Annotated in this window: 27 protein-coding genes, 1 rRNA gene and 1 other annotated feature; of the genes, 1 reads left to right on the top strand and 27 read right to left on the bottom strand. The window is 49.6% G+C overall.

The window, feature by feature from the left end; all coding sequences use genetic code 11:
- Positions 1-343 precede the first annotated feature (343 nt).
- The 18 genes from B212_RS0100145 to B212_RS0100055 all read right to left on the bottom strand — a co-directional run bounded on the left by B212_RS0100145 (position 344) and on the right by B212_RS0100055 (position 14,032).
- A complete protein-coding gene (locus B212_RS0100145) occupies positions 344-940 on the bottom strand; it encodes a class I SAM-dependent methyltransferase (protein WP_019908212.1) in 597 nt (198 codons plus the stop codon).
- A gap of 171 nt (positions 941-1,111) precedes the next feature.
- Complete coding sequence (gene rplL, locus B212_RS0100140) at positions 1,112-1,474, bottom strand: 50S ribosomal protein L7/L12 (protein ID WP_019908211.1); 363 nt, start codon at positions 1,472-1,474, stop codon at positions 1,112-1,114.
- A 62-nt stretch (positions 1,475-1,536) separates the two neighbouring features.
- The gene (rplJ, locus tag B212_RS0100135) at positions 1,537-2,040 is read right to left on the bottom strand and encodes a 50S ribosomal protein L10 (protein WP_019908210.1); all 504 of its coding nucleotides are present in this window, start codon (positions 2,038-2,040) and stop codon (positions 1,537-1,539) included.
- Between the two features lie 65 nt (positions 2,041-2,105).
- Positions 2,106-2,260, bottom strand: a sequence feature (ribosomal protein L10 leader region).
- A gap of 68 nt (positions 2,261-2,328) precedes the next feature.
- A complete protein-coding gene (gene rplA / locus B212_RS0100130) occupies positions 2,329-3,021 on the bottom strand; it encodes a 50S ribosomal protein L1 (protein ID WP_019908209.1) in 693 nt (230 codons plus the stop codon).
- Between the two features lie 81 nt (positions 3,022-3,102).
- Entirely contained in the window at positions 3,103-3,528 is a 426-nt protein-coding gene (gene rplK / locus B212_RS0100125) for a 50S ribosomal protein L11 (RefSeq protein WP_019908208.1), read from the bottom strand.
- Positions 3,529-3,603: 75 nt separating this feature from the next.
- Positions 3,604-4,137 (bottom strand): transcription termination/antitermination protein NusG, encoded by a 534-nt coding sequence (nusG, locus tag B212_RS0100120; RefSeq protein ID WP_019908207.1) that lies wholly within the window; start codon positions 4,135-4,137, stop codon positions 3,604-3,606.
- A gap of 21 nt (positions 4,138-4,158) precedes the next feature.
- The gene (gene secE / locus B212_RS0100115) at positions 4,159-4,350 is read right to left on the bottom strand and encodes a preprotein translocase subunit SecE (protein ID WP_019908206.1); all 192 of its coding nucleotides are present in this window, start codon (positions 4,348-4,350) and stop codon (positions 4,159-4,161) included.
- A 20-nt stretch (positions 4,351-4,370) separates the two neighbouring features.
- Entirely contained in the window at positions 4,371-4,520 is a 150-nt protein-coding gene (gene rpmG / locus B212_RS33560; protein ID WP_074086515.1) for a 50S ribosomal protein L33, read from the bottom strand.
- 421 nt (positions 4,521-4,941) lie between these two features.
- Positions 4,942-5,586 (bottom strand): RNA polymerase sporulation sigma factor SigH, encoded by a 645-nt coding sequence (gene sigH / locus B212_RS0100105; protein ID WP_019908203.1) that lies wholly within the window; start codon positions 5,584-5,586, stop codon positions 4,942-4,944.
- 163 nt (positions 5,587-5,749) lie between these two features.
- Entirely contained in the window at positions 5,750-6,271 is a 522-nt protein-coding gene (locus B212_RS0100100) for an NYN domain-containing protein (RefSeq protein WP_019908202.1), read from the bottom strand.
- Positions 6,272-6,273: 2 nt separating this feature from the next.
- Positions 6,274-7,035, bottom strand: a complete 762-nt coding sequence (gene rlmB / locus B212_RS0100095; RefSeq protein ID WP_019908201.1) for a 23S rRNA (guanosine(2251)-2'-O)-methyltransferase RlmB — start codon at positions 7,033-7,035, stop codon at positions 6,274-6,276.
- A 42-nt stretch (positions 7,036-7,077) separates the two neighbouring features.
- A complete protein-coding gene (locus B212_RS0100090; RefSeq protein WP_019908200.1) occupies positions 7,078-7,515 on the bottom strand; it encodes a Mini-ribonuclease 3 in 438 nt (145 codons plus the stop codon).
- On the bottom strand, positions 7,512-8,918 hold the full coding sequence (gene cysS / locus B212_RS0100085) for a cysteine--tRNA ligase (RefSeq protein ID WP_019908199.1): 1,407 nt from the start codon (positions 8,916-8,918) through the stop codon (positions 7,512-7,514). Before cysS ends, B212_RS0100090 begins: the two co-directional genes overlap by 4 nt.
- 21 nt (positions 8,919-8,939) lie before the next feature.
- A complete protein-coding gene (gene cysE, locus B212_RS30400; protein ID WP_019908198.1) occupies positions 8,940-9,632 on the bottom strand; it encodes a serine O-acetyltransferase in 693 nt (230 codons plus the stop codon).
- A gap of 517 nt (positions 9,633-10,149) precedes the next feature.
- Positions 10,150-11,616, bottom strand: a complete 1,467-nt coding sequence (gltX, locus tag B212_RS0100070; protein ID WP_019908196.1) for a glutamate--tRNA ligase — start codon at positions 11,614-11,616, stop codon at positions 10,150-10,152.
- A gap of 50 nt (positions 11,617-11,666) precedes the next feature.
- Positions 11,667-12,155 carry a 2-C-methyl-D-erythritol 2,4-cyclodiphosphate synthase gene (gene ispF, locus B212_RS0100065; RefSeq protein ID WP_019908195.1) on the bottom strand — a complete coding sequence of 163 codons (489 nt, stop codon included), beginning with the start codon at positions 12,153-12,155 and terminating at the stop codon, positions 11,667-11,669.
- On the bottom strand, positions 12,152-12,850 hold the full coding sequence (gene ispD, locus B212_RS0100060) for a 2-C-methyl-D-erythritol 4-phosphate cytidylyltransferase (RefSeq protein ID WP_019908194.1): 699 nt from the start codon (positions 12,848-12,850) through the stop codon (positions 12,152-12,154). The genes ispF and ispD overlap by 4 nt, the downstream gene beginning before the upstream one ends.
- 93 nt (positions 12,851-12,943) lie before the next feature.
- Complete coding sequence (locus tag B212_RS0100055; RefSeq protein ID WP_019908193.1) at positions 12,944-14,032, bottom strand: PIN/TRAM domain-containing protein; 1,089 nt, start codon at positions 14,030-14,032, stop codon at positions 12,944-12,946.
- Positions 14,033-14,244: 212 nt separating this feature from the next.
- On the opposite strand from B212_RS0100055, the gene B212_RS0100050 reads away from it, so the two are divergent.
- Entirely contained in the window at positions 14,245-14,640 is a 396-nt protein-coding gene (locus tag B212_RS0100050; protein WP_019908192.1) for a hypothetical protein, read from the top strand.
- A 102-nt stretch (positions 14,641-14,742) separates the two neighbouring features.
- Here B212_RS0100050 and pssA read toward each other — a convergent pair whose 3' ends face one another.
- From pssA to rrf, 9 genes are all read right to left on the bottom strand, one after another.
- Positions 14,743-15,480: a CDP-diacylglycerol--serine O-phosphatidyltransferase gene (gene pssA, locus B212_RS0100045; RefSeq protein WP_019908191.1), complete on the bottom strand. Its 738-nt coding sequence runs from the start codon at positions 15,478-15,480 to the stop codon at positions 14,743-14,745.
- A gap of 64 nt (positions 15,481-15,544) precedes the next feature.
- Positions 15,545-16,612, bottom strand: a complete 1,068-nt coding sequence (gene disA, locus B212_RS0100040; RefSeq protein ID WP_019908189.1) for a DNA integrity scanning diadenylate cyclase DisA — start codon at positions 16,610-16,612, stop codon at positions 15,545-15,547.
- Between the two features lie 12 nt (positions 16,613-16,624).
- Positions 16,625-17,992, bottom strand: a complete 1,368-nt coding sequence (gene radA, locus B212_RS0100035; protein ID WP_019908188.1) for a DNA repair protein RadA — start codon at positions 17,990-17,992, stop codon at positions 16,625-16,627.
- Between the two features lie 254 nt (positions 17,993-18,246).
- Positions 18,247-20,715 (bottom strand): ATP-dependent protease ATP-binding subunit ClpC, encoded by a 2,469-nt coding sequence (gene clpC, locus B212_RS30395; RefSeq protein WP_019908187.1) that lies wholly within the window; start codon positions 20,713-20,715, stop codon positions 18,247-18,249.
- Positions 20,716-20,751: 36 nt separating this feature from the next.
- A complete protein-coding gene (locus B212_RS0100025) occupies positions 20,752-21,816 on the bottom strand; it encodes a protein arginine kinase (protein WP_019908186.1) in 1,065 nt (354 codons plus the stop codon).
- A gap of 28 nt (positions 21,817-21,844) precedes the next feature.
- The gene (locus B212_RS0100020; protein WP_019908185.1) at positions 21,845-22,369 is read right to left on the bottom strand and encodes a UvrB/UvrC motif-containing protein; all 525 of its coding nucleotides are present in this window, start codon (positions 22,367-22,369) and stop codon (positions 21,845-21,847) included.
- Between the two features lie 28 nt (positions 22,370-22,397).
- Entirely contained in the window at positions 22,398-22,859 is a 462-nt protein-coding gene (locus tag B212_RS0100015) for a CtsR family transcriptional regulator (RefSeq protein ID WP_019908184.1), read from the bottom strand.
- Positions 22,860-23,084: 225 nt separating this feature from the next.
- Complete coding sequence (locus B212_RS0100010) at positions 23,085-24,257, bottom strand: GNAT family N-acetyltransferase (RefSeq protein ID WP_019908182.1); 1,173 nt, start codon at positions 24,255-24,257, stop codon at positions 23,085-23,087.
- Between the two features lie 415 nt (positions 24,258-24,672).
- Positions 24,673-24,789, bottom strand: a 5S ribosomal RNA gene (gene rrf, locus B212_RS0100005).
- Positions 24,790-24,796 lie beyond the last annotated feature (7 nt).

Raw genomic sequence — 24,796 nt, 5'->3', positions numbered from 1 at the left:
AAGGATTCAGCCATAAATGAAGAAAAGCCCTTATCGAAATCTTCGAAAAAAGAGCGCATCTTTCCACGGCCAAAATACTCCTTATCCAGTAGATTTGCCTAAAACGTAAGTATTATACGTCACCAAGCAACAGTTTATGCGCTATTATCTATTGTCCCGGCGACCTTCGCCGTGACAGGAACATAGAGAACTGAATTCGCAAAAACTTGCCGTACGGCATGCGCTTACCGGCGACAATATATTACTTGACATTTCAGCAAACTAAAGACATGGAGCCTAGCTTAATACTGACATTTTATAATAATAACACTATCGACATCGTCTGTCAACAGGTTATAATATCTTATTTCTGCGCCTTAATGATTCGATACCCTTTGTCTTTGCCCACTTCTTCCACATCCGGGAACAAACTCTCAAGCTTAGTCACAGCCGATGGTGCCCCCTGCTTCTTCTGCATTACAATCCACAGCGTTCCACCCTCATTCAAATGCTCGTAGGCTTCCTCAAAAATCTGATGAACTACCGCCTTACCGGCGCGGATCGGAGGATTCGTCAGTATCACATCAAATTTCTGTCCGCCCACTGACGAGAGCACATCACTCTCCATAACCGTAACATTACCCACTCCGTTGTTTCGGGCGTTCTCACGGGCAAGCTCCACTGCACGGCTGTTGATATCAATCATAGTCACATGGCCTTTGGGTGCCAAATAAGCTGCACTAATGCCAATAGGCCCATAACCGCACCCTACATCAAGCACAGACGATCCATCCGGAATATCCATTGCTTCAATCAGAACACGGCTGCCGAAATCAATGTCGCCTTTAGAAAAAACACCAGCGTCACTGGTAAAGCGGAGGCTTTTTCCTCTCAGCACCGTATCAATGGTACGTCTGTCATGACGTGCATCGGGCTGCTGCGAGTAATAATGCTGCGACATAAAATCCTCCCTTTCGTGTACTCTTTCTATATAAACTGAATAACAGACTCACCAAATCGGCTTTGATCGCGTTATCTTCCTTATAGAGCAACCCCCTTGAACAAGTTCAAGGGGGTTGCTGGAACCGGAATGCGCAAGGCGCATTCCGTGAGAAAAGCTTATTGCCTTATATTACTTCACTTCTACAGCTGCGCCTGCTTCTTCCAATTTCGCTTTTACAGCTTCTGCTTCTTCTTTGGCAACTTTTTCTTTGATTGGCTTAGGAGCGTTGTCTACGAGGTCTTTAGCTTCTTTCAAGCCCAGGCCTGTGATTTCGCGAACGATTTTGATAACGTTAATTTTGGAAGCGCCAGCGCCTGTCAAAATTACGTCAAATTCGGATTGTTCTTCAACAACTGCAGCAGCCGCGCCGCCACCTGCTGCAACTGGAGCTGCAGCAGTTACGCCGAATTCTTCTTCAATTGCTTTAACCAGATCGTTCAGTTCCAATACGCTCATGCCTTTAATTGCTTCCAAGATTGCTTCTTTACTCATGGTTGAACCTCCATTTTATAATTGAATTTGTTTGTGTTTGTTACGAGACCAGAGTCAAAGGCTTACGCGCTTTGCTCTTCTTTCTCAGCGACAGCTTTAACTGCAAGCGCGAAGTTGCGCATTGGAGCTTGAAGCACGCTAAGCAGCATGGACAGCAAACCTTCGCGGGAAGGAAGCTCAGCCAGTGCTTTCAGTTGTTCCGCATCAATGACACGGCCTTCTACAACGCCGCCTTTAAGTTTCAGAGCGTCGTTCTTCTTAGCGAAATCGTTCAGAATCTTAGCTGCTACTACTGCGTCTGTTTCGCTGAAAGCGACCGCTGTAGGACCAGTCAGAACTGCATCGAGCTCAGTCAGTTCAGCCGCAGCAGTTGCGCGACGAACCAATGTATTCTTCAGGACTTGAAAATCAACCCCAGCTTCACGAAGCTGCTTACGCAGTTCGGTTACTTGGGAAACGTTCAATCCGCGGTAGTCCGCAACAACAGTAGAAACACTGTTTTGCAGTTTGCCAGTAACAACATCAACCGCATCCTGTTTAGCTTGGATTACTTTTGCATTTGCCAATTGTATACACCTCCTGAAAAATTATGTTACGACGATTCTTTCCGAAGAATCCACGCCGTTCCTACGCAGGCATTAGAAAAGCCTCCGCAGATTCACGAAGGCTTGATAAAACGAAAGTGGGTCAGGCATGAGCCAGGCACTTCTTGTTTCTATCACAACACCTCGGTAGGAAATTAAGCCGTGCGGCACCTACTGTCTACGGTAAGCATATTCAAGTTCAAGAATGATCACCTTAAAGTTTACAACTGTTACAGATTATCAAAGATGACTGCGAGAGTCAACCTTTATTTATCTGAAAGCAGCCGTGTTCACACGAGCGCTAGGTCCCATAGTGGACGAAATTGCAACGCCTTTAAGGTATACACCTTTGGCAGCGGCTGGTTTCGCACGGTTAAGGGCGTCGATCAGAGCTTTGAGGTTATCGTTCAGTTGTGCAGCATCGAAAGACACTTTACCGATTGGTGCGTGAATTTGACCTGCTTTATCAAGACGGTATTCGATTTTACCGGCTTTAATTTCTTGCACAGCCTTGGTAACGTCGAAAGTAACTGTGCCGGCTTTAGGGTTAGGCATGAGACCTTTACCACCAAGCAGACGACCTAGTTTACCGACTTCGCTCATCATATCAGGTGTAGCTACGCAGACGTCGAATTCAAACCAGCCCTGTTGGATTTTGTTGATCATATCCTGATCGCCTACAAAATCCGCGCCAGCAGCTTCCGCTTCTTTCGCTTTATCACCTTTTGCAAATACAAGCACACGTTGTGTTTTACCTGTGCCGTGAGGCAGGACAACCACACCACGAACTGCTTGGTCTTGTTTACGCGGGTCTACACCCAGACGAACTGCTGCTTCAACGGTTTCGTCGAATTTGGCAGTTGCCGCCTTTTTCACAAGCTCTACAGCTTCTGAAGGCTCGTAAGTAGCTTCGCTGTTGATCAGCTTAGCTGATTCTTGGTACTTCTTACCATGTTTAGCCATGAAAATGTTCCTCCTTTGTGGTATTAGCGGAAATTCCTCCCACATATTGCGGTCATAGATGACCGGTTCATCGAATACTTATTAGTCTTCGATTGTAATCCCCATACTGCGGGCAGTACCTTCAACCATACGCATTGCAGCTTCAACAGATGCAGCGTTCAGGTCAGGCATTTTTGTTTCAGCGATTTCACGAACCGCTGCGCGGCCCAGCTTCGCTACTTTTTTCTTGTTTGGTTCACCGGATCCTTTTTCTACTTTAGCAGCAATGCGAAGCAGAACGGCAGCCGGAGGAGTTTTGGTAATGAAGGTAAAGGAACGGTCTTCAAATACTGTAATTTCAACCGGGATGATCAGGCCAGCCTGGTCGGCAGTACGAGCGTTGAATTCCTTACAGAATGCCATGATGTTGACACCTGCTTGACCTAACGCCGGACCTACTGGAGGCGCTGGGTTCGCTTTCCCTGCAGGAATCTGCAGTTTCACCATTTTAATAACTTTTTTAGCCATGAGTGACACCTCCTTGCGTGAATAGTGGTATTCGAACGCCAAAACGCGTTCTCCCACAAGAAACCCTTGCGACTGTTATATTTTCTCCACTTGAGTGAAATCCAACTCCAGCGGGGTTTCCCGTCCAAACATGTTAACATGCACTTTGATCTTGCTCTTGTCAACCAAAATTTCTTCCACGGAGCCCACAAAATTCGCAAAGGGACCAACCATAATACGTACGGATTCCTTAATTTCGAAATCAATCTTCGCTTTAGGTTCAACCATGCCCATATGCTTCAGAATTTGTTCAACTTCTTCCGGAAGCAGAGCAGTAGGTTTGGACCCGGAACCTGTCGAACCGACAAAACCGGTAACGCCCGGCGTATTGCGGACCACATACCAAGAATCATCAGTCTGAATCATTTCGACCAAAACATAACCAGGGTAAACTTTACGCATGACGGTTTTTTTCTTCCCGTCCTTGTTTACCAGTTCTTCTTCCATAGGAACAAGAACACGGAATATTTTGTCTTCCATGCCCATGGACTCAACGCGTTTTTCCAAATTGGCCTTAACCTTATTCTCATACCCGGAATAGGTATGAACAACATACCATCTTTTTTCCATACCAAGCCACCTGGGACCTCTCTAAATAATCCTTTCGATCACAGCGGAAATACCGATGTCCAGAACCCAGAAGTAAAGAGCGATCACTACAATTGTACCGAGAACGATCAATGTGTAGTTTTTCAATTCCTTACGGCTGGGCCAGCGAACCTTCTTAAGTTCACTCCAGCTCTCAGTGAAAAAGGAAAACAAAGACTTGAAACTACGTTTCACGCCGACTACACCTCCAAAGACTATCTGGTTTCGCGATGAGGAGTTTGCTCGTTACAGAACTTGCAAAATTTCTTCATCTCCAAGCGGTCGGGGTGATTTCGCTTGTTTTTGGTTGTCGCATAGTTTCTTTGTTTGCAACTTGTACAAGCCAAAGTGATAATTACCCGCATGATGTGCACCTCCCGAAGACGTCCTTCTAACGTTGAATTTAGAAGACGCAAAATTGATCCTAAAAAAAAACCGCGAATTTAGGCCTACCTAAAACACTTTAGCATAATGTCAACTGCTGTGTCAACGAAAGAATTCCCCATCGCACTGGGTAATTTCAGGTGCTCCAGCCATGCGCCGAATGTCATCTTTAGCTTTTCCTTTTCCATGTCAATCGCTGATAAAGACTCTGATGACTCCTTCGAAAGGGCATTAATTAATGCTTCTCTTACGGCATAGCCGTTCCTACTTACCATTATGGAGCATTCAATCATTCTGTAAACCTGCCGTCAATGTCAAACGGCCAAAATTCTGTATCACCCGGAATATCTTAATGCACTAAAAAAAGACTCGATCTCCGAGCCTTTCCTGTTCATTATATCATCAATTGTCACGCACTTCCAGATATCTTTCCAATTTACGTTTCACTCGCTGCAAAGCGTTGTCAATTGACTTCACGTGCCGCTTCAAATCCTCAGCAATCTCCTGATAGGATCGTCCGTCCAAATAGAGCATCAGAACCTTGCGTTCCAGATCACTCAAAATTTCCGCCATCTTATCTTCCAGGCCGATGAACTCTTCCTGGTTAATAATCAGTTCCTCAGGATCGAGCACCTGGGTTCCGCAAATGACATCCATCAGTGTCCGATCGGAATCCTCATCATAAATGGGCTTGTCCAAAGAGACATAAGAATTGAGTGGAATATGCTTCTGTCGCGTGGCTGTCTTAATGGCGGTAATAATCTGGCGGGTAATGCAGAGCTCGGCAAATGCCTTGAATGAAGAGAGCTTATCGCCCTTGAAGTCACGAATTGCCTTGTATAAGCCAATCATGCCTTCCTGCACAATATCTTCACGGTCTGCCCCAATCAGAAAATATGAGCGGGCCTTGGCACGGACAAAGTTGCGGTACTTATTAATTAAATGCTCCAATGCGCCACTGTCGCCACCACGGAAGATCTCGACAATTTCTTCATCGCTTATGAAATCATACTCGGATAGCATTATTTCCTTGAGGTCGACACTCACCAAGAATCCCCCCGGCTGCAACGCAAGACACATCGTTACTTCGCGAAATATAGGACAAGTATATATTATGTTACCTTACACCGTCAACCGCAGATTGTCCAAAAACAATCTTCAATAACATTTTATGTCATTTTGTCCAGAGATGCTACAGCTCACGGCAGCTTCATTGACGGCGCCAATCCTCCAGACGTTTGCGCATTTCAGGCGGCAGCTTTTCTTCCAATGAATTTCGTTTGGAACTGATGCTCTGGGGTTCGATTGCTTTCTTGACCTGTTTCTGATTCTCTTCGATCGCAATCCGCAGTTCCCGGGCAGAAATCCGCAGGGCGCCTTGAGCAAAAATAACATGCTGCTCAATAAAATCACTGGTGGCTACGTAAATCTGCCGCCTGCGGTGACTGAACTCACCGACCAGACGTTCGATGCATTCATCCGCAGTCTCTTTTTCCTTGGTGAAGAACACCTGCACCTTCCCCTGTACAAAGGAACGCCCAAGGCCAGGCACACGGTAAGCATCGAACACGGCAATGACACGCAGCCCGGAAAATGCCTGATAATCTGCCAGGAAATCCAGCAGTCTGTCGCGCGCTTCCTGCATGCCGGTCTGTGACAATGCGGCAAGATCAGGCCAGCCGCCGATCATATTGTATCCGTCCACAAGCAGAATATCACGCCAGTCAGCCATCGCTACCCTTGCTGATGCCGGCGGCGCAGCACCTCATACATAACTACGCCGGCGGCGACTGAAGCATTTAGCGAATTGATCTTTCCGGCCATAGGCAGCTTCAGCAGCACATCGCATTTTTCCCGGATCAAACGGCCCATCCCTTTATTCTCATTGCCGATTACCACAGCCACCGGACCTGCAAAAATATCAGAAGCATACAGATTCTGATCGGTATCCACATCAGTGCCGACTACCCAGACCCCCAGCTCCTTAAGCCGGTCTATCGTCTGTCCGAGATTGGTCACCCGTGCGACAGGAACATATTCCACAGCCCCTGCGGAGGTTTTGGATACAGTAGCTGTGATCTGCGCCGAGCGCCGTTTGGGAACGATGACTCCATGCACACCGGTGCAATCGGCGGTACGCAGAATAGAACCCAGATTGTGCGGATCTTCGATTTCATCCAGCAATATAAGAAACGGCGGTTCCCCCTTGGCTTCTGCTGCTGCCAGAATGTCCTCCACCTCGGCATAGGCAAATGGCGCCGCCTGTGCCACTACTCCCTGATGCTGCACACCAGGGGCAAGCTGGTCCAGCTTCCTTTTATCCACATGCTGGATTACAATCCCCGCTTTGCGTGCTTCGGCGATAATCGGTGCGGTCAAATGCTTTTGTGCCGTTTCGGCAATCCATATTTTATTAAGGGTACGGCCGGCACGAAGCGCTTCAAGCACTGAATGCTTGCCAGCCAACACTTCCTCTTCTGTCTTCAAATCTTCCATGTTCATGCCTCCTATTCTATAAATCTATATCCCGAAAAAGCCTTACTTCGGCCGGTTCATCATGTATTCAAAGCTGCTGTGAACGATTTCTTGTATGCGGGCCTGCTGGCCTGTGTAATACAAATAACCGATCAGACATTCAAATCCGGTAGCGTGACGGTACTCCAGCACATCTGCATTTTTGGGGATTGTCCCCGATTTGGCATTCCGCCCTTGCCGGGCGACATCCTTCTCCTCCTCGGTAAGCAGCGGCTCAAGATAAGCCAGAATTGTGCTCTGCGCTTTGGCCGAGACCAACCCTGTCGCTGCACGGTGCAAATGGTTCGGGCGCAGGTTCGGCAGTGAAATCAGGTACTGGCGGACCGCCACCTCGTAAATGGCATCACCCGCATACGCCAGCACGAGCGGCGGGAGCAGCCGGGCCTGCTTGGAAGGCTCATAGGGAAACCAGGCGCTCTCCGGTTGGAATGACCCGCTCATTTCCGCCGCCACCGCATGCCTTGAGGAGTGTCCTCAAGCAGAATACCCATGGCGTTCAGTTCATCGCGGATCTCATCGGAACGGCTCCAGTTCTTATTCTTGCGTGCCTCGGCCCGCTCAGCAATCAGACGCTCCACTTCTTCACCGGCAGCCTCTTCATCCCGTTCGGGAGTAAGGCGCAGCACCGCATTCATCTCGGCAAAAACCTTCAACAGTGCGGCAAAGTCTGCGGACAACGCGTCTGTATTCGCAAGTGTATTGTTCGCAAGGCTTACCCAATCGAACACCGCTGTAATCGCATCCGGCGTGTTGAAGTCATCCTGCATTTTGGCATGAAAATTATTGATAATCGCTGACAGGTGCCCCGTAATCTGCCCGCTGGCCTCTCCTTCGGCACCTGCTGAATCAAGCTCCAGCCGATGCTTCACATTGCTCTCTGCGAGAGCAATACGCTCAGCGCTTTTTTCAGCCGACAGCATGGATTCTTCCGTGAAATTCAGCGGATTACGGTAATGGGTGGAGAGCATGAAATAACGGATGGTCCCGGCTTTGAAGCGCTCGCGGATGTCTTTTACAAGATGACCGTTTCCGAGCGATTTCGACATTTTTTCGTCGCCGATATTAATAAATCCGTTGTGCATCCAGTAGTTGGACAGTGGCTTGCCTGTTAATGCTTCTGTCTGAGCGCATTCGCATTCATGGTGCGGGAACTGCAGATCCTGCCCACCGCCGTGAATATCAATAGTGTCGCCAAGAAATTCGCGGGCCATAGCCGAGCACTCAATATGCCAGCCTGGACGTCCCTCGCCCCAAGGGCTGTGCCAGTGAACTTCGCCCGGTTTGGCTGCCTTCCAGAGCACAAAATCCTCCGGCTTTTCTTTGCGCGAATCCACTTCCACCCGTATGCCGAAATGCAGCTCCTCCAGATTCTGGCGGGACAGCTTGCCGTAGTCGGCAAACTTGGCTGTGCGGTAGTAGACGTCGCCGCCATTTTCATATGCGTAGCCTTTTTCCTCAAGCTCCTTAATGAACTCGATAATCAGGTCCATGCTCTGCGTTACGCGCGGATTCATTGTTGCCGGCTTCACGCCCAGACCCGCGATATCTTCACGGTAAGCCGCAATGAAAATCTCCGCGACCTCAGCTACAGTGGTGTTCATTTCCTCCGCTTTGCGGATCAGCTTGTCGTCCACATCCGTGAAATTCGTAATGTACTGCACTTCATTGCCGATGTGCTCCAGGTAGTTCCGAACCATATCAAAAACGATAATCGGTCTGGCATTTCCAATATGCATATAGCCATAAACCGTTGGACCGCAGACGTACATTTTCACCTTGCCTGGCTCCTGCGGCGCAAACAGTTCCTTGCTGCGGGACATTGTGTTGTAAATTTGCAAAGCCATTCTTTTCCCAATCCTTCCTGATTATATTTCGTAATCGCCGATATACTGCTGGCTTTCCAGCCTGCGCTGCTCTTGTTTTTGCTTGTCTTCTGTGCCTAGCTGCTCTCTGATTTCCTCGATCTCCTTCTGCAGGAAGCGCAGGGAGTCGATAAGCGGGTCCGGCATCTTGGTATGGTCGAGGCGGTCGGATACCCGTTCTCCGTTGCGCTTAACCACACGGCCAGGATTGCCTACCACTGTGCTGTTGCTTGGCACTTCCCGCAGGACCACTGAGTTAGAGCCGATATTGCAATTATCGCCAATCTGGAATGATCCGAGTACTTTCGCGCCTGAGCCTATAACAACGTTGTTGCCGACGGTTGGATGCCGCTTTCCCTTTTCCTTTCCGGTTCCCCCGAGCGTAACCCCTTGATAGATAATCACATCATCACCAATTTCACAGGTTTCTCCGATGACAATTCCCATTCCATGGTCGATAAACAATCTGCTGCCAATGGTGGCGCCGGGATGGATTTCAACACCGGTCATGAATCTGCTGACTTGGGAAACGATTCGTGCGAGCGTGAACCAGCGCCGCTTGTAGAAAAAATGCGCGAGCCGGTGCGCCCAAATGGCGTGAAGTCCGGCATAGGTGAAGACAACCTCGAACCAACTGCGGGCTGCGGGATCGTTGTCGAATACTGCCCGAATGTCCGATTTGATATGCTTAAACATCACGGTTCCCCTCTTCTTTGGCTTCCCCGCCTCCTGTTTACAGGTATGCATAAGGAAGGAATTATCTCCGGCCCACGCTTTCTATCTGTACGCATCCTATGAGCCTTGGTTTGAAATGAACACCACGCCCCGAAATTTCAACAAAAAACGCCCCTGCAGCATAAAGCTGCAGAGACGTATAACCGCGGTTCCACTCTGCTTGGACTTGTGCATACTCACTGTCTTCATGATGACTTGCCAGTAGATGCTCCATCCCTCTTGGCGTCTGTAACGGCAACGTTTCCGGCACGGTCTAACATCCCAAGCAGGAATGCTCAACCGAGCAGCTCACAGGCGCATGTTCAGCGGCGGACAAATGAATAACTCCCAGCCTGTAAGGAAACATCCCTTAGCGGTTATTCTCTCTGGTAATTGTCCTTATACGCGTACTTTTCCTGATCCCAGCTATTATCATATTCTTCTATCTTAGCGAAAAGACTAAGGCCTGACAAGGGGCTGCCCCTCCGGTTATCCCGCTCTAAGCCTCTTTAATTTGCGACTTCAGACGATCAATGACCCGGTCACGGCCGAGCAGCACAATCGTTGCATTCAAATCACGGCCATGCGTTTGTCCGGTCAAAGCGACACGAATCGGCATAAACAGCGCTTTGCCCTTATGTCCGGTTTCTTTCTGCACTTCTTTGATCAGAACGGCCATATTGGCCGGTGTAAATTCATCAGTCGCCTCTACTTTGACAAGGAAAGCAGACAAAACCTCCGGCACCTGGCTCTCAGCAAGAATCTGAGCAGCTTCTTCCGACTCAAGCTCCACATGGCTGCGGAAAAACAGTTCGGATAGCTCCACAATATTCGAGGCAGAGGTCATCTGCTCCTGGTACAGTGCAACCAGACTTTCCGCCCAAGCCTGCTGTTCTTCGTTAAGCTTCTCCGGCAATCTTCCCGCTTGTTGCAAATGAGGAATGGCGAGCGCGGCGATTCGCTTTGGATCGGCATGCTTGATATAGTGATTATTCAAATGAGCCAGCTTGTTCGTATCGAATACCGCCGGGCTCTTAGACAGACGGTTCGCATTGAAAATTGAGATCAGCCCTTCTTGGCTGAAAATCTCCTCTTCACCTTCCGGCGACCAGCCGAGCAGTGCGATGAAGTTGAACAGCGCTTCCGGCAGATAGCCCAGTTGATCGTACTGCTCAATGAACTGAATAATAGATTCATTCCGTTTGCTCAGCTTCTTGTGATCATCGCCGACTATCAGAGTCATATGGCCAAACAGCGGTGGTTCCCAGCCAAGGGCCTCATAAATCATCAACTGGCGCGGCGTGTTGGAAATATGATCTTCCCCACGCAGCACATGCGAGATATCCATCAGATGATCATCCACGGCTACGGCAAAGTTATAGGTCGGTATTCCATCCTTCTTCACAATTACAAAATCGCCCATTTCTTTGGAGTTAAAAGAAATGCTGCCTTTTACGATATCATCAAAGGTATAAGTGCGGTCCTCCGGCACCCGGAAACGGATGCTGGCTACGCGTCCTTCCGCTTCATAGGCAAGACGCTGCTCTTCCGTCAAATTACGGTGCTTGCCTGAATACCGCGGAGTTTCGCCACGGGCCGTCTGTTCTTCGCGTTCCGCTTCAAGCTCCTCTTCAGTGCAATAGCAGCGATATGCAAGGCCCCGGTCCAATAGATCCTGCCAATGCACACGGTACAGATCGAGACGTTCGGTCTGACGGTAAGGTCCGTATTCTCCGCCGACATCGACACTTTCATCCCAATCCATTCCCAGCCATTTCAAATATTTAAGCTGGCTTTCTTCGCCTTCAGCGATATTGCGCTTCACGTCCGTATCTTCGATCCGGATAATGAATTTGCCGCCCAGATTACGGGCAAACAAATAGTTAAATAACGCCGTTCTGGCATTTCCGATATGTAAATGTCCCGTAGGGCTTGGTGCGTAACGCACCCGGACTTGATCCGCCATGTCATTCCCTCCGCTTCATAATGGTTAATATTAGGCTGCATACAGCCATCTCAAGATGATATCACATCTTGGAGCAGACAGACAATAGATTGTGCCGCAATTCCTTCACCGCGTCCAGTAAAGCCTAACTGCTCGGTAGTGGTTGCTTTGACATTCACTCTTGAGCTCTCGGCACCCAGCGCCTTGGCAATAATCTCGGTCATTTGCGGGATGTATGGCGCCATCTTCGGCTTCTGGGCAATGATGGTAGAATCAATATTTCCCAGCTTATAGCCACGCTCGCGGGCAAGCGCCCACACATGTTCCAGCAGCTTCAAGCTGTCCGCATCCTTAAAAGCCGGGTCAGTATCGGGAAAATGTCTGCCGATATCTCCAAGCCCCAGCGCCCCAAGGATAGCATCGCTCACTGCATGCAGCAGCACATCAGCATCAGAATGACCGAGCAAGCCTTTTTCATAAGGAATGGTAACCCCGCCAATAATGCACGGCCTTCCTTCCACCATCTGGTGTACATCAAATCCTTGTCCTACAGCAATCATGTTTGTACCTCTCCCCTGTTTCTTTGTGTAAATTCGGCAAAATCGAGATCTTCCGGCGTAGTAATCTTAATATTTCCGTAACTTCCCTCCACTACAGCAACCGGAATGCCGCTGCGTTCTGCCAGGCTTGAATCATCGGTGCCGAGAAACCCGTCACGCTCCGCCTCCTTGTAGGCGTTCAGCAACTCAGAAAGACGAAAAGTCTGCGGGGTCTGAATCGCCCACAGACTTCGCCGATCAGGCGTGGACAGCACCTTGCCTTCTGTGTTCACCTGCTTGATCGTATCTTTCACCGGCACAGCGAGCACCGATGCACCAATCTCCCGGGCACGCTCGTAGCAGGCTGTAATCTCCTTCTCCTGCACAAACGGACGGACACCATCATGCACCATCACCCAGGTTGTCCCAAGGTTCCCCAGCCCCCGGTAGACGGAATGCTGACGTTCGGAGCCTCCGGCTACTACGGCGGCTACTTTGCCGAGCTTGTAGGTGATAATCCACTCCTGACAACGTTCTACATCCTCTTCACCTGTAACGAGTACGATTTCAGAAATAAGCGGATGCCGCTGAAATACCTCAAGGGTATGAACGATTATCGGTTTGCCCTGCAAAAGCAAATACTGCTTGCTCTCCGCAGTCCCCATTCTTGTCCCTCTGCCCGCCGCCACGATCACGACGCCCACACTGTTTGGCATTCTGTCTGCTCCTGTCCTCACGTATATCCCCATCATAACGTGTTTGGCGGCCATTTCCAACCCATTTGGACAGCTTCAGCGCCTCGAATCCGATTATTGCGCCTTTTCCATCAGCTTCGGTTTGGCAAAGATCATCCGTCCAGCCGAAGTCTGAAGCACACTGGTTACCAGCACCTCCATGGTAGTGCCAATATATTCACGTCCGCCTTCTACAACGATCATTGTCCCGTCATCGAGATAAGCCACACCTTGTCCATGCTCCTTGCCATCCTTAATGACCTGAACAATAATTTCTTCGCCAGGCAGCACGACCGGCTTCACCGCATTAGCGAGGTCATTGATATTCAGCACCGACACCCCTTGAAGCTCACACACCTTGTTGAGGTTAAAATCATTGGTCACTACCTTGCCGCGCAGCACCTTAGCCAGCTTGACCAGCTTGCTGTCCACTTCGGAAATTTCTTCGAAATCACCTTCGTAGATCAGGACCTTTACATCAAGCTCTTTTTGGATTTTGTTGAGAATATCGAGCCCTCGCCGCCCGCGGTTGCGTTTCAGCAGATCTGAAGAATCGGCAATATGCTGTAGCTCTTCGAGAACGAATTCTGGAATGACAATCGTCCCTTCGATAAATCCCGTTTTGCAAATATCGGCAATCCGTCCGTCGATAATGACGCTAGTATCGAGGATTTTATGCTCCTCCAGGCCCCGCCCCTCCGGTTCAGCCGCCTGTCCCCAGCGTCCGGTGGTCCACAGCAAAGCCAGCTCCTCTTTCTTTTCCAGTCCGATCCGCAGCCCCATATAGCCGAGAATCATCGTAGCGGCCACCTGCAGCAGCTCCCCCGCCTTCCCAAGCCAATTCATGGCCGGATACAGCAGCAGTGACAACAGAAGCCCTCCCGTGAGCCCAGCCACGCCTGCAGCCAATTCATTCATTGGTATACGCGAACAGTACAGCACCGCCTCCCGCAGTTTTGAGCCTCCCCACTCCGCGCATAAAGTCACCGCAAACAAAAAAATGATGGCACCCAGCACCGCAAACAAAATGCTTCCCTGCACAGGCAAGCTTTCCCCCAGTTTTCCCATTCCTGCCGGGAATCCTCTCTCTGCCGCATGGTATAGCGTATAACCGGACCAAGCCCCGCATAACGCGGCAAGCGTCAAAATCAATTTTTTCCACATAACCTCAGGCACCTCCCTTTATTCATCCAAAATGATCTATACCTCACCAGTATGTTCCAATTTTTTGGACGATAATCCGGGAGACCGTTATTTTTTCTTGAGCTGTACATTATGGGTTGTGCACAAGGCACGGAAACTTCTGTTCTTGGTTGAAAATAAGGGAGGACCTGACATATAATGAACTCAATTATGAACCCAGGGGTGAATGGAAAATGAGCGCACCAAGTTTACAGGCCTTCCAGGATCAAGTCTCCGAACTATTGCTCCGTCACCGCAGTCTTCTGGATGTAATGTCCAAGAACGGGCAGAGCAGTGCTTCTGTTAATCGGGCAGTTGTCAAAGCCATTACAGAATGCGGTTGTATTCAACTGCATGCCAAGAAACAGGTATTCGAGCCTGCTTTAGGACTTGAGCAAGCCAAGGAACTCGCGGGAACTCATCTCGAAGGCGAGCTGTGCGAGAACTGCCGTGAGGTAGTCGCCTCAGAGCTGGGACGTGAGCTGTTCTATATGTCAGCACTGTGCAACCTGCTTGGTATTAATATGGACGAGGTTGTCAAAAAGGAATCGCAGAAGTGTGCTACACTCGGATTGTTTAATTTCTCCTGACCAGAACCGTCTCGCTCTCCTTCATCCTCGTAAACGCAAAAAGGCTTTGCCGTCCACTGAATTCAGGGATGGCAAAGCCTTTTTGCGCTGTATCGCTGTATATTAGCCGTTCTTCGAATGGTAAATTTTATCTTCCGAACGCGGTCTGCGGCGGCGGTGACGGCGTGCCGTCAGCCGGTCAATGTTTTGCTTGAAGCCGTATAAGGCATATAAAGCAAGCAGAACAAAGATAACCTTGCCGATCTGCTCCGGGAAAATCACTGCAACGGTGACGGCCACGACAATGACCGCCGGCGCACCTACAATCGCCTTTTTAGGCAATCCAACTTTTTTGAAATTCGGATATTTAACTGTGCTGACCATGAGATAAGACAACAACAGCGTAGCTATTATCATAAAAGGAGCCGAAACATCTTTATGGAAAAGCGCCATTGTAGCAAGCACTCCACCTGCCGCCGGAATTGGAAGTCCCACAAAATATCCCGGAATCCCCGGGCGGACATTAAAGCGGGCCAGGCGAAGCGCACCGAATACCGGAAATATTGCCGTAACCGTCCAGCCTAATGCAGAGTTCAATTCCTGCAGGCTTGTAACATACATGATAAGCGCCGGTGCCACTCCAAAAGACACAACATCAGATAATGAGTCCAGCTCTTTGCCAAATTCGCTTTCACATTTGAGCGCTCGCGCAACACGACCATCCAGCCCATCTAACAGCATAGCGATAATCACCATGATAGCGGCCATGCTCAGCTTGCCGTCAAACGCCATCATGATACCAAACATTCCAAGCATCAAGTTACCAATGGTAAACAAACTCGGAATTGATTTTTGTATCATTTCTTCACCTCTGTTTTCTTACTTTGAAGCACTAACGTTCCAATATTACGTGATTGTATGTTATTTACATTTGTCTGTCAATAAGAACTTGCTTCTGCAGACGTTTGAGCCCATCCTGAATATTGCGGGCACGCACTTCCCCAATCCCGTCCACCTCATCCAATTCCGCAATGCTTGCCGTCATAAGATTAGGCAACGCTTCAAACCGTTCCACCAGATTGTGTATGATTACATTCGGCAGCCGCGGAATTTTGTTAAGCAGGCGGTAACCGCGCGGAGTCACCACTTCTTCCGAAGAAATGGCTGTGGAGGAGTATCCGAGCAGACGGGCAATGTGGTTGTCGTCCATCAGATCATCGTCACTGGTCCGTTTGAGTCCGGCAATAATATCACGGATTTTGTCCTCCTGCTCCTCTCTTGCATAGTCTCTGTACAAAAGCCATGCTTCTTCCTCTGTATTTCCGACCAGCTCTTCCATCTGCATGCTGATTAAGCGTCCTTCATTGCCCAGTTCATTGATGTAGCGTTTAATTTCCATCTTAATCCGCAGCACCATCTCCACACGCTGGATGACTCCAACAACCTCAGCCATTGTCACAATTCCCTCATATTCAGAGGCGGACAAATTGGTTAAGCTTTGGGTGAGCACTGCTCTGTATTTCTCCAGCGTTTGAATCGCCTGATTGGCCTTGGCCAGAATCGCTCCGATCTCCTTCAGTGCATAACGGATAGTACCTTGATACAGGGTAATGATGTTGCGCCGCTGGGAAATGGAAACGACCAACTTGCCGGTTTGTTTGGCGACACGCTCTGCTGTACGATGCCGGATGCCTGTCTCAATTGATGAGATGGAGGAATCGGGAATCAACTGCGTGTTCGCATAGAGAATCCGTTTCAAATCCTCGCTTAAAATAATCGCGCCATCCATCTTAGCCAGCTCATATAAATAATTGGGCGAAAAATCACAGTTAATGGAAAATCCGCCGTCGACAACCTCCATCACTTCAGGACTGTATCCGACAACAATGAGCGCTCCTGTCTTCGCCCGCAGCACATTCTCCAGACCTTCCCGGAAGGGTGTTCCCGGTGCCGCCATTCTGAGCAGATCGTTCATATTTTCTAATTCCTTCATATCCTGTGCCCCCTAATCTAACGCGACCTTTAGTGCATCTGCTACGGTGCTGACGCCAATAATCTGGATATCCTGCGGATGCTTCCAGCCCTTCATGCTTTTCTCAGGCATAATTACCCTGCGGAAGCCAAGCTTGGCAGCCTCCTTGACGCGTGTTTCCGCACGCGAAACGCCCCTTACTTCTCCCGTAAGCCCAACTTCACCGAAAAAGACATCATAGGGCTTCGTCGAAATATCGCGGAAGCTGGAGGCAATGCTGACCGCAACCGCCAAATCAATGGCCGGCTCATCCAGCTTCACCCCACCGGCAACATTGAGGTAAGCATCCTGATTCTGCAAAAACATGCCCATCCGCTTCTCCAATACCGCAAGAATCAGCGCCATCCGTTGATGATCCATCCCCGTGCACATCCGCCGTGGCGAAGGGAAATGGGTAGCGGCCACAAGCGCCTGAAGCTCTACAAGCACCGGTCTTGTTCCTTCCATGCTGGCTACAACCGCCGAGCCTGCTACTCCAAGCGGACGCTCCGACAAGAAGAGCTCGGAAGGGTTCTCCACCTCGGTAAGCCCAATCTCCCCCATCTCGAAAATCCCGATCTCATTGGTTGAACCAAAGCGGTTCTTCACCGCCCGCAGCAGGCGATAAGTATGATGCCGCTCCCCTTCAAAATAAAGCACGCAATCCACCATATGCTCCAGCATGCGGGGGCCGGCAATTGCGCCTTCCTTGGTGACATGCCCTACGAGCACCGTGGCAATCCCACGGATTTTGGCAATTCGCATGAACCTGGTTGTACATTCACGAACCTGCGTCACGCTGCCTGGGGCACTGGTTACCTCCGGCATAAACACTGTCTGGATAGAGTCGATGACCAGAAACTGGGGCTGGATTTGTTCAATTGCTTCCTCAATGCTCTCCATATTCGTCTCGCACAATACGTACAGCTCTGCCGACAACGCCCCAAGCCGATCAGCGCGAAGCTTGGTCTGCCGGACCGATTCTTCTCCTGAAATATACAATACACGCAATCCCTGTGTCGTCAGCGCGTGAGAGGTCTGCAGCAGCAGCGTCGATTTACCGATGCCGGGATCGCCTCCTACAAGCACAAGTGATCCTGGCACGATCCCCCCGCCAAGCACACGGTTAAGCTCACCGATGCCTGTAAGGATACGCGGCTCTTTGTCACTTTCTATATTTATGATTGATTGCGGCTTTTCTTTACTCTGAAAAATCGGTGCATTCATTCCTTGTGTTTTGACTACGCTTTCCGTCTCTTCCACCATGGAATTCCATTCCTTGCAGCCCGGACATTTGCCGAACCACTTCGGCGATTCGTAGCCGCACTCGGTGCAGAAAAATTTTGTTTTTGGTTTGGCCATGTGTTCTCCTTACAATCGGAACTTGCTAAAATTGTGGGTAATTTTCTCTTATTCAAAGTTTACCATTTCTGCACACTTAACGGAAGGTCACTTAAGATCTACTTTTGGCCTGCCTCCTTAACCTGCCTGAAACAGAGCCAATTTAAACCTCCGTACGCCGATCGCCAAATTATCCCCTAAACCAAACAAAGCTCCCGCCCCTCTATACAGAGGGACGGGAGCTTTGTTTCAATTGCTAAGCGCTCATAATATCGTTATTCGGTTCCAACCTCTTTTTCCAAAGTAACGCCAACCGGCGGCTCCACGGTTGTTACCACAAGCTCACCGCCGACTTCATCAATTTTGAGGGAATCGCCCTTCTTGATGTTGCCCCTCAGCAGTTCCTCAGAAAGGCGGTCTTCGATATGCTTCTGAATTGCCCGGCGCAAAGGACGAGCACCAAAGGCAGGATCATAGCCTTCTTTGGCGAGGAAGGCTTTAGCCCCATCTGTGAGCATAAAGTCCACATCGTATTCACGCAGCCGCTTGCGCAATTCATCGGACATCAGCGTGACGATTTCGGCAATATGCTTTTCTTCCAGGGAGTGGAAGACGATGATTTCGTCAATGCGGTTCAGGAACTCAGGACGGAAGCTCTTCTTCAGCTCTTCCATCACTTTGCCCTTCATGTTGTTATAATCCGCTCCGGCATCCTGTACAGCCGTAAACCCAAGCGTCGAATTCTTCTTGATCGCCTGCGCCCCAACATTGGAGGTTAGAATGATCAGAGTGTTGCGGAAGTCGACTACACGGCCTTTGGAGTCGGTCAAACGGCCATCTTCCAGTACCTGCAGCAGAATGTTGAATACTTCCGGATGAGCCTTCTCGATTTCATCCAGCAGTACAACGGAATATGGTTTGCGGCGAACCTTCTCGGTCAATTGGCCGCCTTCTTCGTAGCCAACATACCCCGGAGGCGCTCCGACCAGACGGGAGGTGGAATGCTTCTCCATATACTCGGACATGTCGATACGGATAACCGCATTTTCGTCACCGAACATTGCTTCGGCGAGTGCCCGCGCCAGCTCGGTTTTACCAACCCCGGTTGGTCCAAGGAAGATGAACGAGCCCATTGGACGTTTAGGGTCTTTAAGGCCTGCACGTGCCCGGCGGAGCGCCCGGCTGACCGCCTTGACGGCTTCGTCCTGTCCAATTACACGTTCATGAAGCAGCTCTTCCATCTTGAGCAGGCGATCTGTTTCCTCTTCCTTCAGCTTATTGACCGGAATCCCCGTCCAACTGGCAACCACCTGAGCGATATCCTCCGGTGTAACCTGAGAATCGGTGCGGCCTTGTTTTTCTTTCCATTGATTCTTTGTGGTATCCAGTTCCTCGCGGATCTTCTGCTCAGTATCGCGCAGTGCAGCAGCCTTTTCAAATTCCTGGCTCTGTACAGCGGAATCCTTCTCCTTGCGGATATCATCAAGGCGCATTTCAAGTTCCTTCAGATTTGGCGGAATCGTGTAAGAATTAAGTCTTACCTTGGAGCCCGCTTCATCAATCAGGTCAATCGCCTTATCCGGCAGGAAGCGGTCAGAAATATAGCGGTCGGACAGCTTAACAGCTTCAACGATAGCTTCATCCGTAATCTTCACCCGGTGGTGGGCCTCATATCGGTCACGAAGACCGTAGAGAATTTGTACAGCTTCTTCCGGAGAAGGCTGATCTACCGTAATCGGCTGGAAGCGGCGCTCCAGTGCTGCATCCTTCTCAATATATTTGCGGTATTCATCCAGTGTGGTAGCACCGATGCATTGTAGCTCTCCACGGGCCAGTGCAGGCTTCAGGATGTTGGAAGCATCAATTGCGCCTTCAGCTCCGCCTGCACCAATCAGCGTATGCAGCTCATCAATGAAGAGGACGATGTTGCCTGCTTGACGGATCTCATCCATAATTTTTTTGAGGCGGTCTTCGAACTCACCGCGATATTTCGTACCGGCAACCACAGAGCCCATATCAAGGGTCATTACGCGTTTGTCGCGCAGGGTTTCGGGAATTTCATTGTTGATGATCTTTTGAGCCAAGCCTTCGGCAATCGCTGTTTTACCTACCCCAGGTTCACCGATCAGCACCGGATTATTTTTGGTCCGGCGGCTGAGCACTTGAATCACCCGCTCAATTTCCTTGCTGCGGCCAATAACCGGATCAAGATTGCCGTCTTTGGCGTATGCGGTCAAATCGCGGGCCAGGCCATCCAGCGTTGGAGTGCTGACATTGGCTGGGGCACCGCTGTGGCTGGAAGTAGCCTCACTGCTGCCCAGAAGCTGCAGCACCTGCTGGCGGGCTTTGTTCAAGCTGATTCCCAAATTGTTCAGTACACGGGCAGCTACGCCCTCTCCCTCACGGATCAGCCCGAGCAGGATATGCTCAGTGCCGACATACGTATGTCCCAGCTTGCGGGCTTCATCCATCGACAGCTCAATCACTTTTTTGGCGCGAGGAGTATACGCGATGTTTGTCGGCTGCTCTTGTCCGCGGCCAATCAGCGTCTCCACTTCATCCTGAATTTTCTCAAGACCCAGACCGAGACCTATCAAAGCCTTGGCGGCTATGCCGTCTCCTTCACGAATCAGTCCGAGCAAAATATGTTCTGTCCCAATATTATTGTGTCCCAAACGAACGGCTTCTTCCTGCGCCAGCGCCAGCACTTTTTGTGCGCGTTCCGTAAATCTTCCAAACATCATATCTCCTGCACCTCCACGAATAATAAATATCTATAATTAATGTTGTGATCCCAGTGTCTCCCGAAGCAGCTTCGCCCGGTACATATCTCTCTCGGTAGCTGTCAGCTCGTCGCCGAACATTTTTTGCAGAAAGCCCGGCTGTGTCTTAACGTTAAGCTCATTGAGCACTGAAATCGAAGGCCCTTCCAGAATTCCAAGATCCACTCCAAGCCTTAGGTCGGAGAGCCGCTGTGCGGACTCCTTCAGCTCCATCACCGCCGCATAAGACAAAATGCCGTAAGAACGTTTGATTCTGTCGGTAATCCGCAGTGCGGAATCTGCGAGCAAACGTTCACGTGCATTGCGCTCATGCTCAATGATCTGGGTGACGACACTGTGAAGATTCTCAATAATCTCAGTTTCAGTCTGGCCGAGCGTGATTTGGTTGGATATCTGAAAGATGTTCCCTACTGCTTCGCTGCCTTCACCATAAATTCCTCTTACCGTAAGTCCTACCTGATTAACAGCGGATAAAATCCGGTTGATTTGCTGTGTCATTACCAACGCCGGCAAATGCACCATCACCGATGCGCGAAGCCCTGTGCCAACATTCGTGGGACAACTGGTCAAATACCCTCTGCGGTCATCAAAGGCATAATTAACAGAGCCTTCAAAAATATCATCAATTGCTGTAGCCCTCAACCAAGCCTCTCTAACCTGCAGACCGGGGAACAGGCATTGAATACGCAAATGGTCTTCCTCATTGATCATGATGCTGACCGACTCGTCCTCATTCAGGATGACCGCGCCGCCCCGTGAGTCATTGGCCAGGTTAGGGCTGATAAGATGCTTTTCCACCAGCACTTTTTTATCCAGCTCATCCAGCTCATCCAGCTTCAGCAATTGAAAGGTTCCGAAATCCGCACTGGCCTCCCCCTGAAATACAGGAGCGAGCTGCTCCAGCACTTCTTCCGACTGCTCTGCCGAGGCCAGCAACGGGAAAGGAAGATGCTCCAGATTACGGGCGATACGCATACGGCTGCTGATCACTATCTCGGAATGGCTGCCTCCGCAGCGCATCCAGTCACTAAGCGCTTGTTCGGTAAACCGGAGATTTGACACGTCGTATCCCCCCTATATATCAAAGACTTTACTCTTGCGGCATTTCTTTTTCAAGCCTGCGGATCTGATCCCTCAGCTCGGCTGCAGTTTCGAACTCCTCCTGCACGATGCTTTGCTGCAGCTCCTGCTTCAGTTCATCAATCTGCCGCTTGCACATGATCTGGGCTCCTGCCCGTTTTGGAAGCTTGCCTACATGAGCAGTGCTGCCATGTACCCGTCTGAATAGCGGGTCAAGCGTGCTGTCAAAATATTTATAACAAGAGCTGCAGCCAAAACGTCCAAGCTTGCTGAACTGCGAATATGTCATTCCGCAATTCTCACAATGCAGGCCCTGTACGGTCTGGGCTGCTGCAGTTTTCTCCTTGCCCGCCCCCTCAAGATCCAACAGGCCTGACAGCAAGCTGTGAATGGAGAAGCCTCCCGCTGTTCCCGGAATAAGCTCCCCTTTCTCCCGTGCGCAGCTTTCACAAATATGAAACTCCGTCTTCTCCCCGTTCACGATCTTCGTGAAATGGAGCGTCGCCGGTTTGACCCCGCATTCCTGGCATAGCATAAGCGGTGTCCCTCCCTTAGATTGAGCATTATTTGCCTAACAAAGAGATCAACATAGCCTTCATCAGCTTGGCACGAATCTCATCCCGGTACGGAAGATTAACCGTCAGGCATTCCCGGGAAACAGCGGCGCGCATGAGGCACGCTTCACGCTTGGTTAGAAAACCAGCCTCCTCAAGCTGATAGATCAGCCCTTCGGCGGAATTTTGATCAATATCTTTTCCGATTGTAGAGTTGAGATGGGCGTACAGTGCCACATTCTGGGGCAGCTCAAAACGCTGAATTCGAATATAGCCTCCGCCTCCCCGTTTGCTCTCCACTACATAGCCCTTTTCCAAAGTAAAGCGTGTACTAATGACATAATTGATCTGAGACGGTACGCATGAGAACTGGTCCGCCAGGTCATTGCGCTGAATTTCCACCGTACCTTCGGGACTTTCATGCAAAATATTCTTCAGATATTGTTCGATAATATCAGAGATATTACGCATCACTCATCCTCCAGTGTTCAATGCTTGTAGTACCTTTTGCGTTGACTTTGACTTTCTTTGACTTTTTTCATATTATAACACATTCTCAGTGAATTCCAAGGGGTTACTTTTATTTTTTACTTTTTAGTCCCATTGTATTCTGACTATCCGTTATACGGGGCATCATTTATATATGGAATAGGCTCCCCAGCTTCTTATTTTGAAGAGGAGAGCCTAAGCTTCGTATCAGAAAAAATCAAACAAAGCCGTCTTTGATTGTGGAACAATATCCTCCAGCCATTGCACAGCCTCGGCCTTCCCGGTTAATTGTCCGTAGCGTGCCAGCTCCGATGGACGTTTATATCCAAGCAGCAGCACAGTAAGTGTACCAATAGTACAGCTTAGATCAGCCGTATCCTTAGTTCCTTCTACGCGGCTTAACGTTGCTTCCCCTTGTTCCGTTACAGTCCATTGCCACAATCCATCATTCCATGGGGCATGCTCGTCTTCGATATACAGGGTACACTTCTGAATGCTGTTCTGGCCTCTAAAGGAAAAATTGTTCACAAACGCTTCTGCATTTACAATCCGTGCCATAAAATATGGATAACTCTCTTGTTGAATCCGCGGGTCCGGCAGCAAATAGGGCAGCATATCATCGGACGGCACCAGCTTCAGTAAAGCTCCTGTTATCATCGAGTCATGGTTGGCTAGAAATGTCCAGAGGCCTTGGCGCGCTTTTTCATTCAGATATACAAATTCATCAATGACCAGCTCTTTTTTCTCTATTTTATAGAGAACATAGCCTTCCGGTTCCCCAAGCTCCGAATAAAAAACGCAGTGATGCGTGTCCTCATCCAATACGCTCCGTTTCCACCAATCCCTGTCACGCTGCAATGTTCCATTATATTCGGCGGCAAAACGGCTATACAATTGCTCCAGAATTTCAAGCTCCGCTGTATCACGCATTATACTGCCCTGAATTTCCGTCTTCCGTGGAAACATCGCTACTGGAATAGAATACTTCTTGTACTCACAGTAAACCTCCCAACCGAACCTCCGGTAAAAGGGAATTAGAAAGGGATGTAAAAAAGACAACGTCTGCCCCGCCTCATTCATCGTTTGCAGTGTATGTCTCAAAAGCTTGGCGACCAGTCCCTGTCTGCGGTTCTCCGGCCATGTTGCTACACCGGCGATGCCTCCCATGCGCACAGCTTTCCCCTGTATGTACACCTGAAGCGGAAGCAACGTCAACTCAGCCCCTAAAACCCCTTCTTCAAAACCCCCCCACACTCTCTCCGGCTTAAATTTCATCCGGGACTCAGCCCTGGCCTCACCGCTAACCTTGTATTGAAAAGCATATTCGGACAGGCTTAAGCTGGCTTCAAATTCCTCGGGCCGCAATTGTCTGATATCCACATTCGTTCACCTCGTCTACGTTAATAGCAGTGCATAATGTGAGTATATCAAGCCCGGGGCCCGTACGCTAATCAATTAAAAAATAAGATACGCCCAAAGTTATCCACAGACCCTGTGCATTAACTCCCAATACCGGAATGATTATTTCACGCAAAAAATAGTTATCCACGATTTCCACTACATTATCCACAATATCCACTTTTTATCCACAAAAACCGTGTGTTTCTTGGTGCTCATCTTGACGAATCCACATAAATATGTATTCCATCCACACTAACAGTGGATAGAATGTTTCCGAGAATTGCGTCACATGTGCGTAAGTTTTCTGCACTTGCTGAAAATTATCCACAGTTTTTCCACAACTCTGCACAACGCAAAAAATCCACTGTCAATGATTCAACAGTGGTCATAAATTGCTTGGCGGCGTCCTACTCTCCCAGGACCCTTCGGTCCAAGTACCATCGGCGCTGGAGGGCTTAACGGTCGTGTTCGGGATGGGTACGCGTGGAACCCCTCCGCTATCGCCACCAAACGGGCAC

This window comes from Paenibacillus sp. HW567 (assembly GCF_000374185.1).
Taxonomy (GTDB): Bacteria; Bacillota; Bacilli; order Paenibacillales; family Paenibacillaceae; genus Paenibacillus_AQ.
This window is presented reverse-complemented; position numbering and strand designations above follow the sequence as displayed.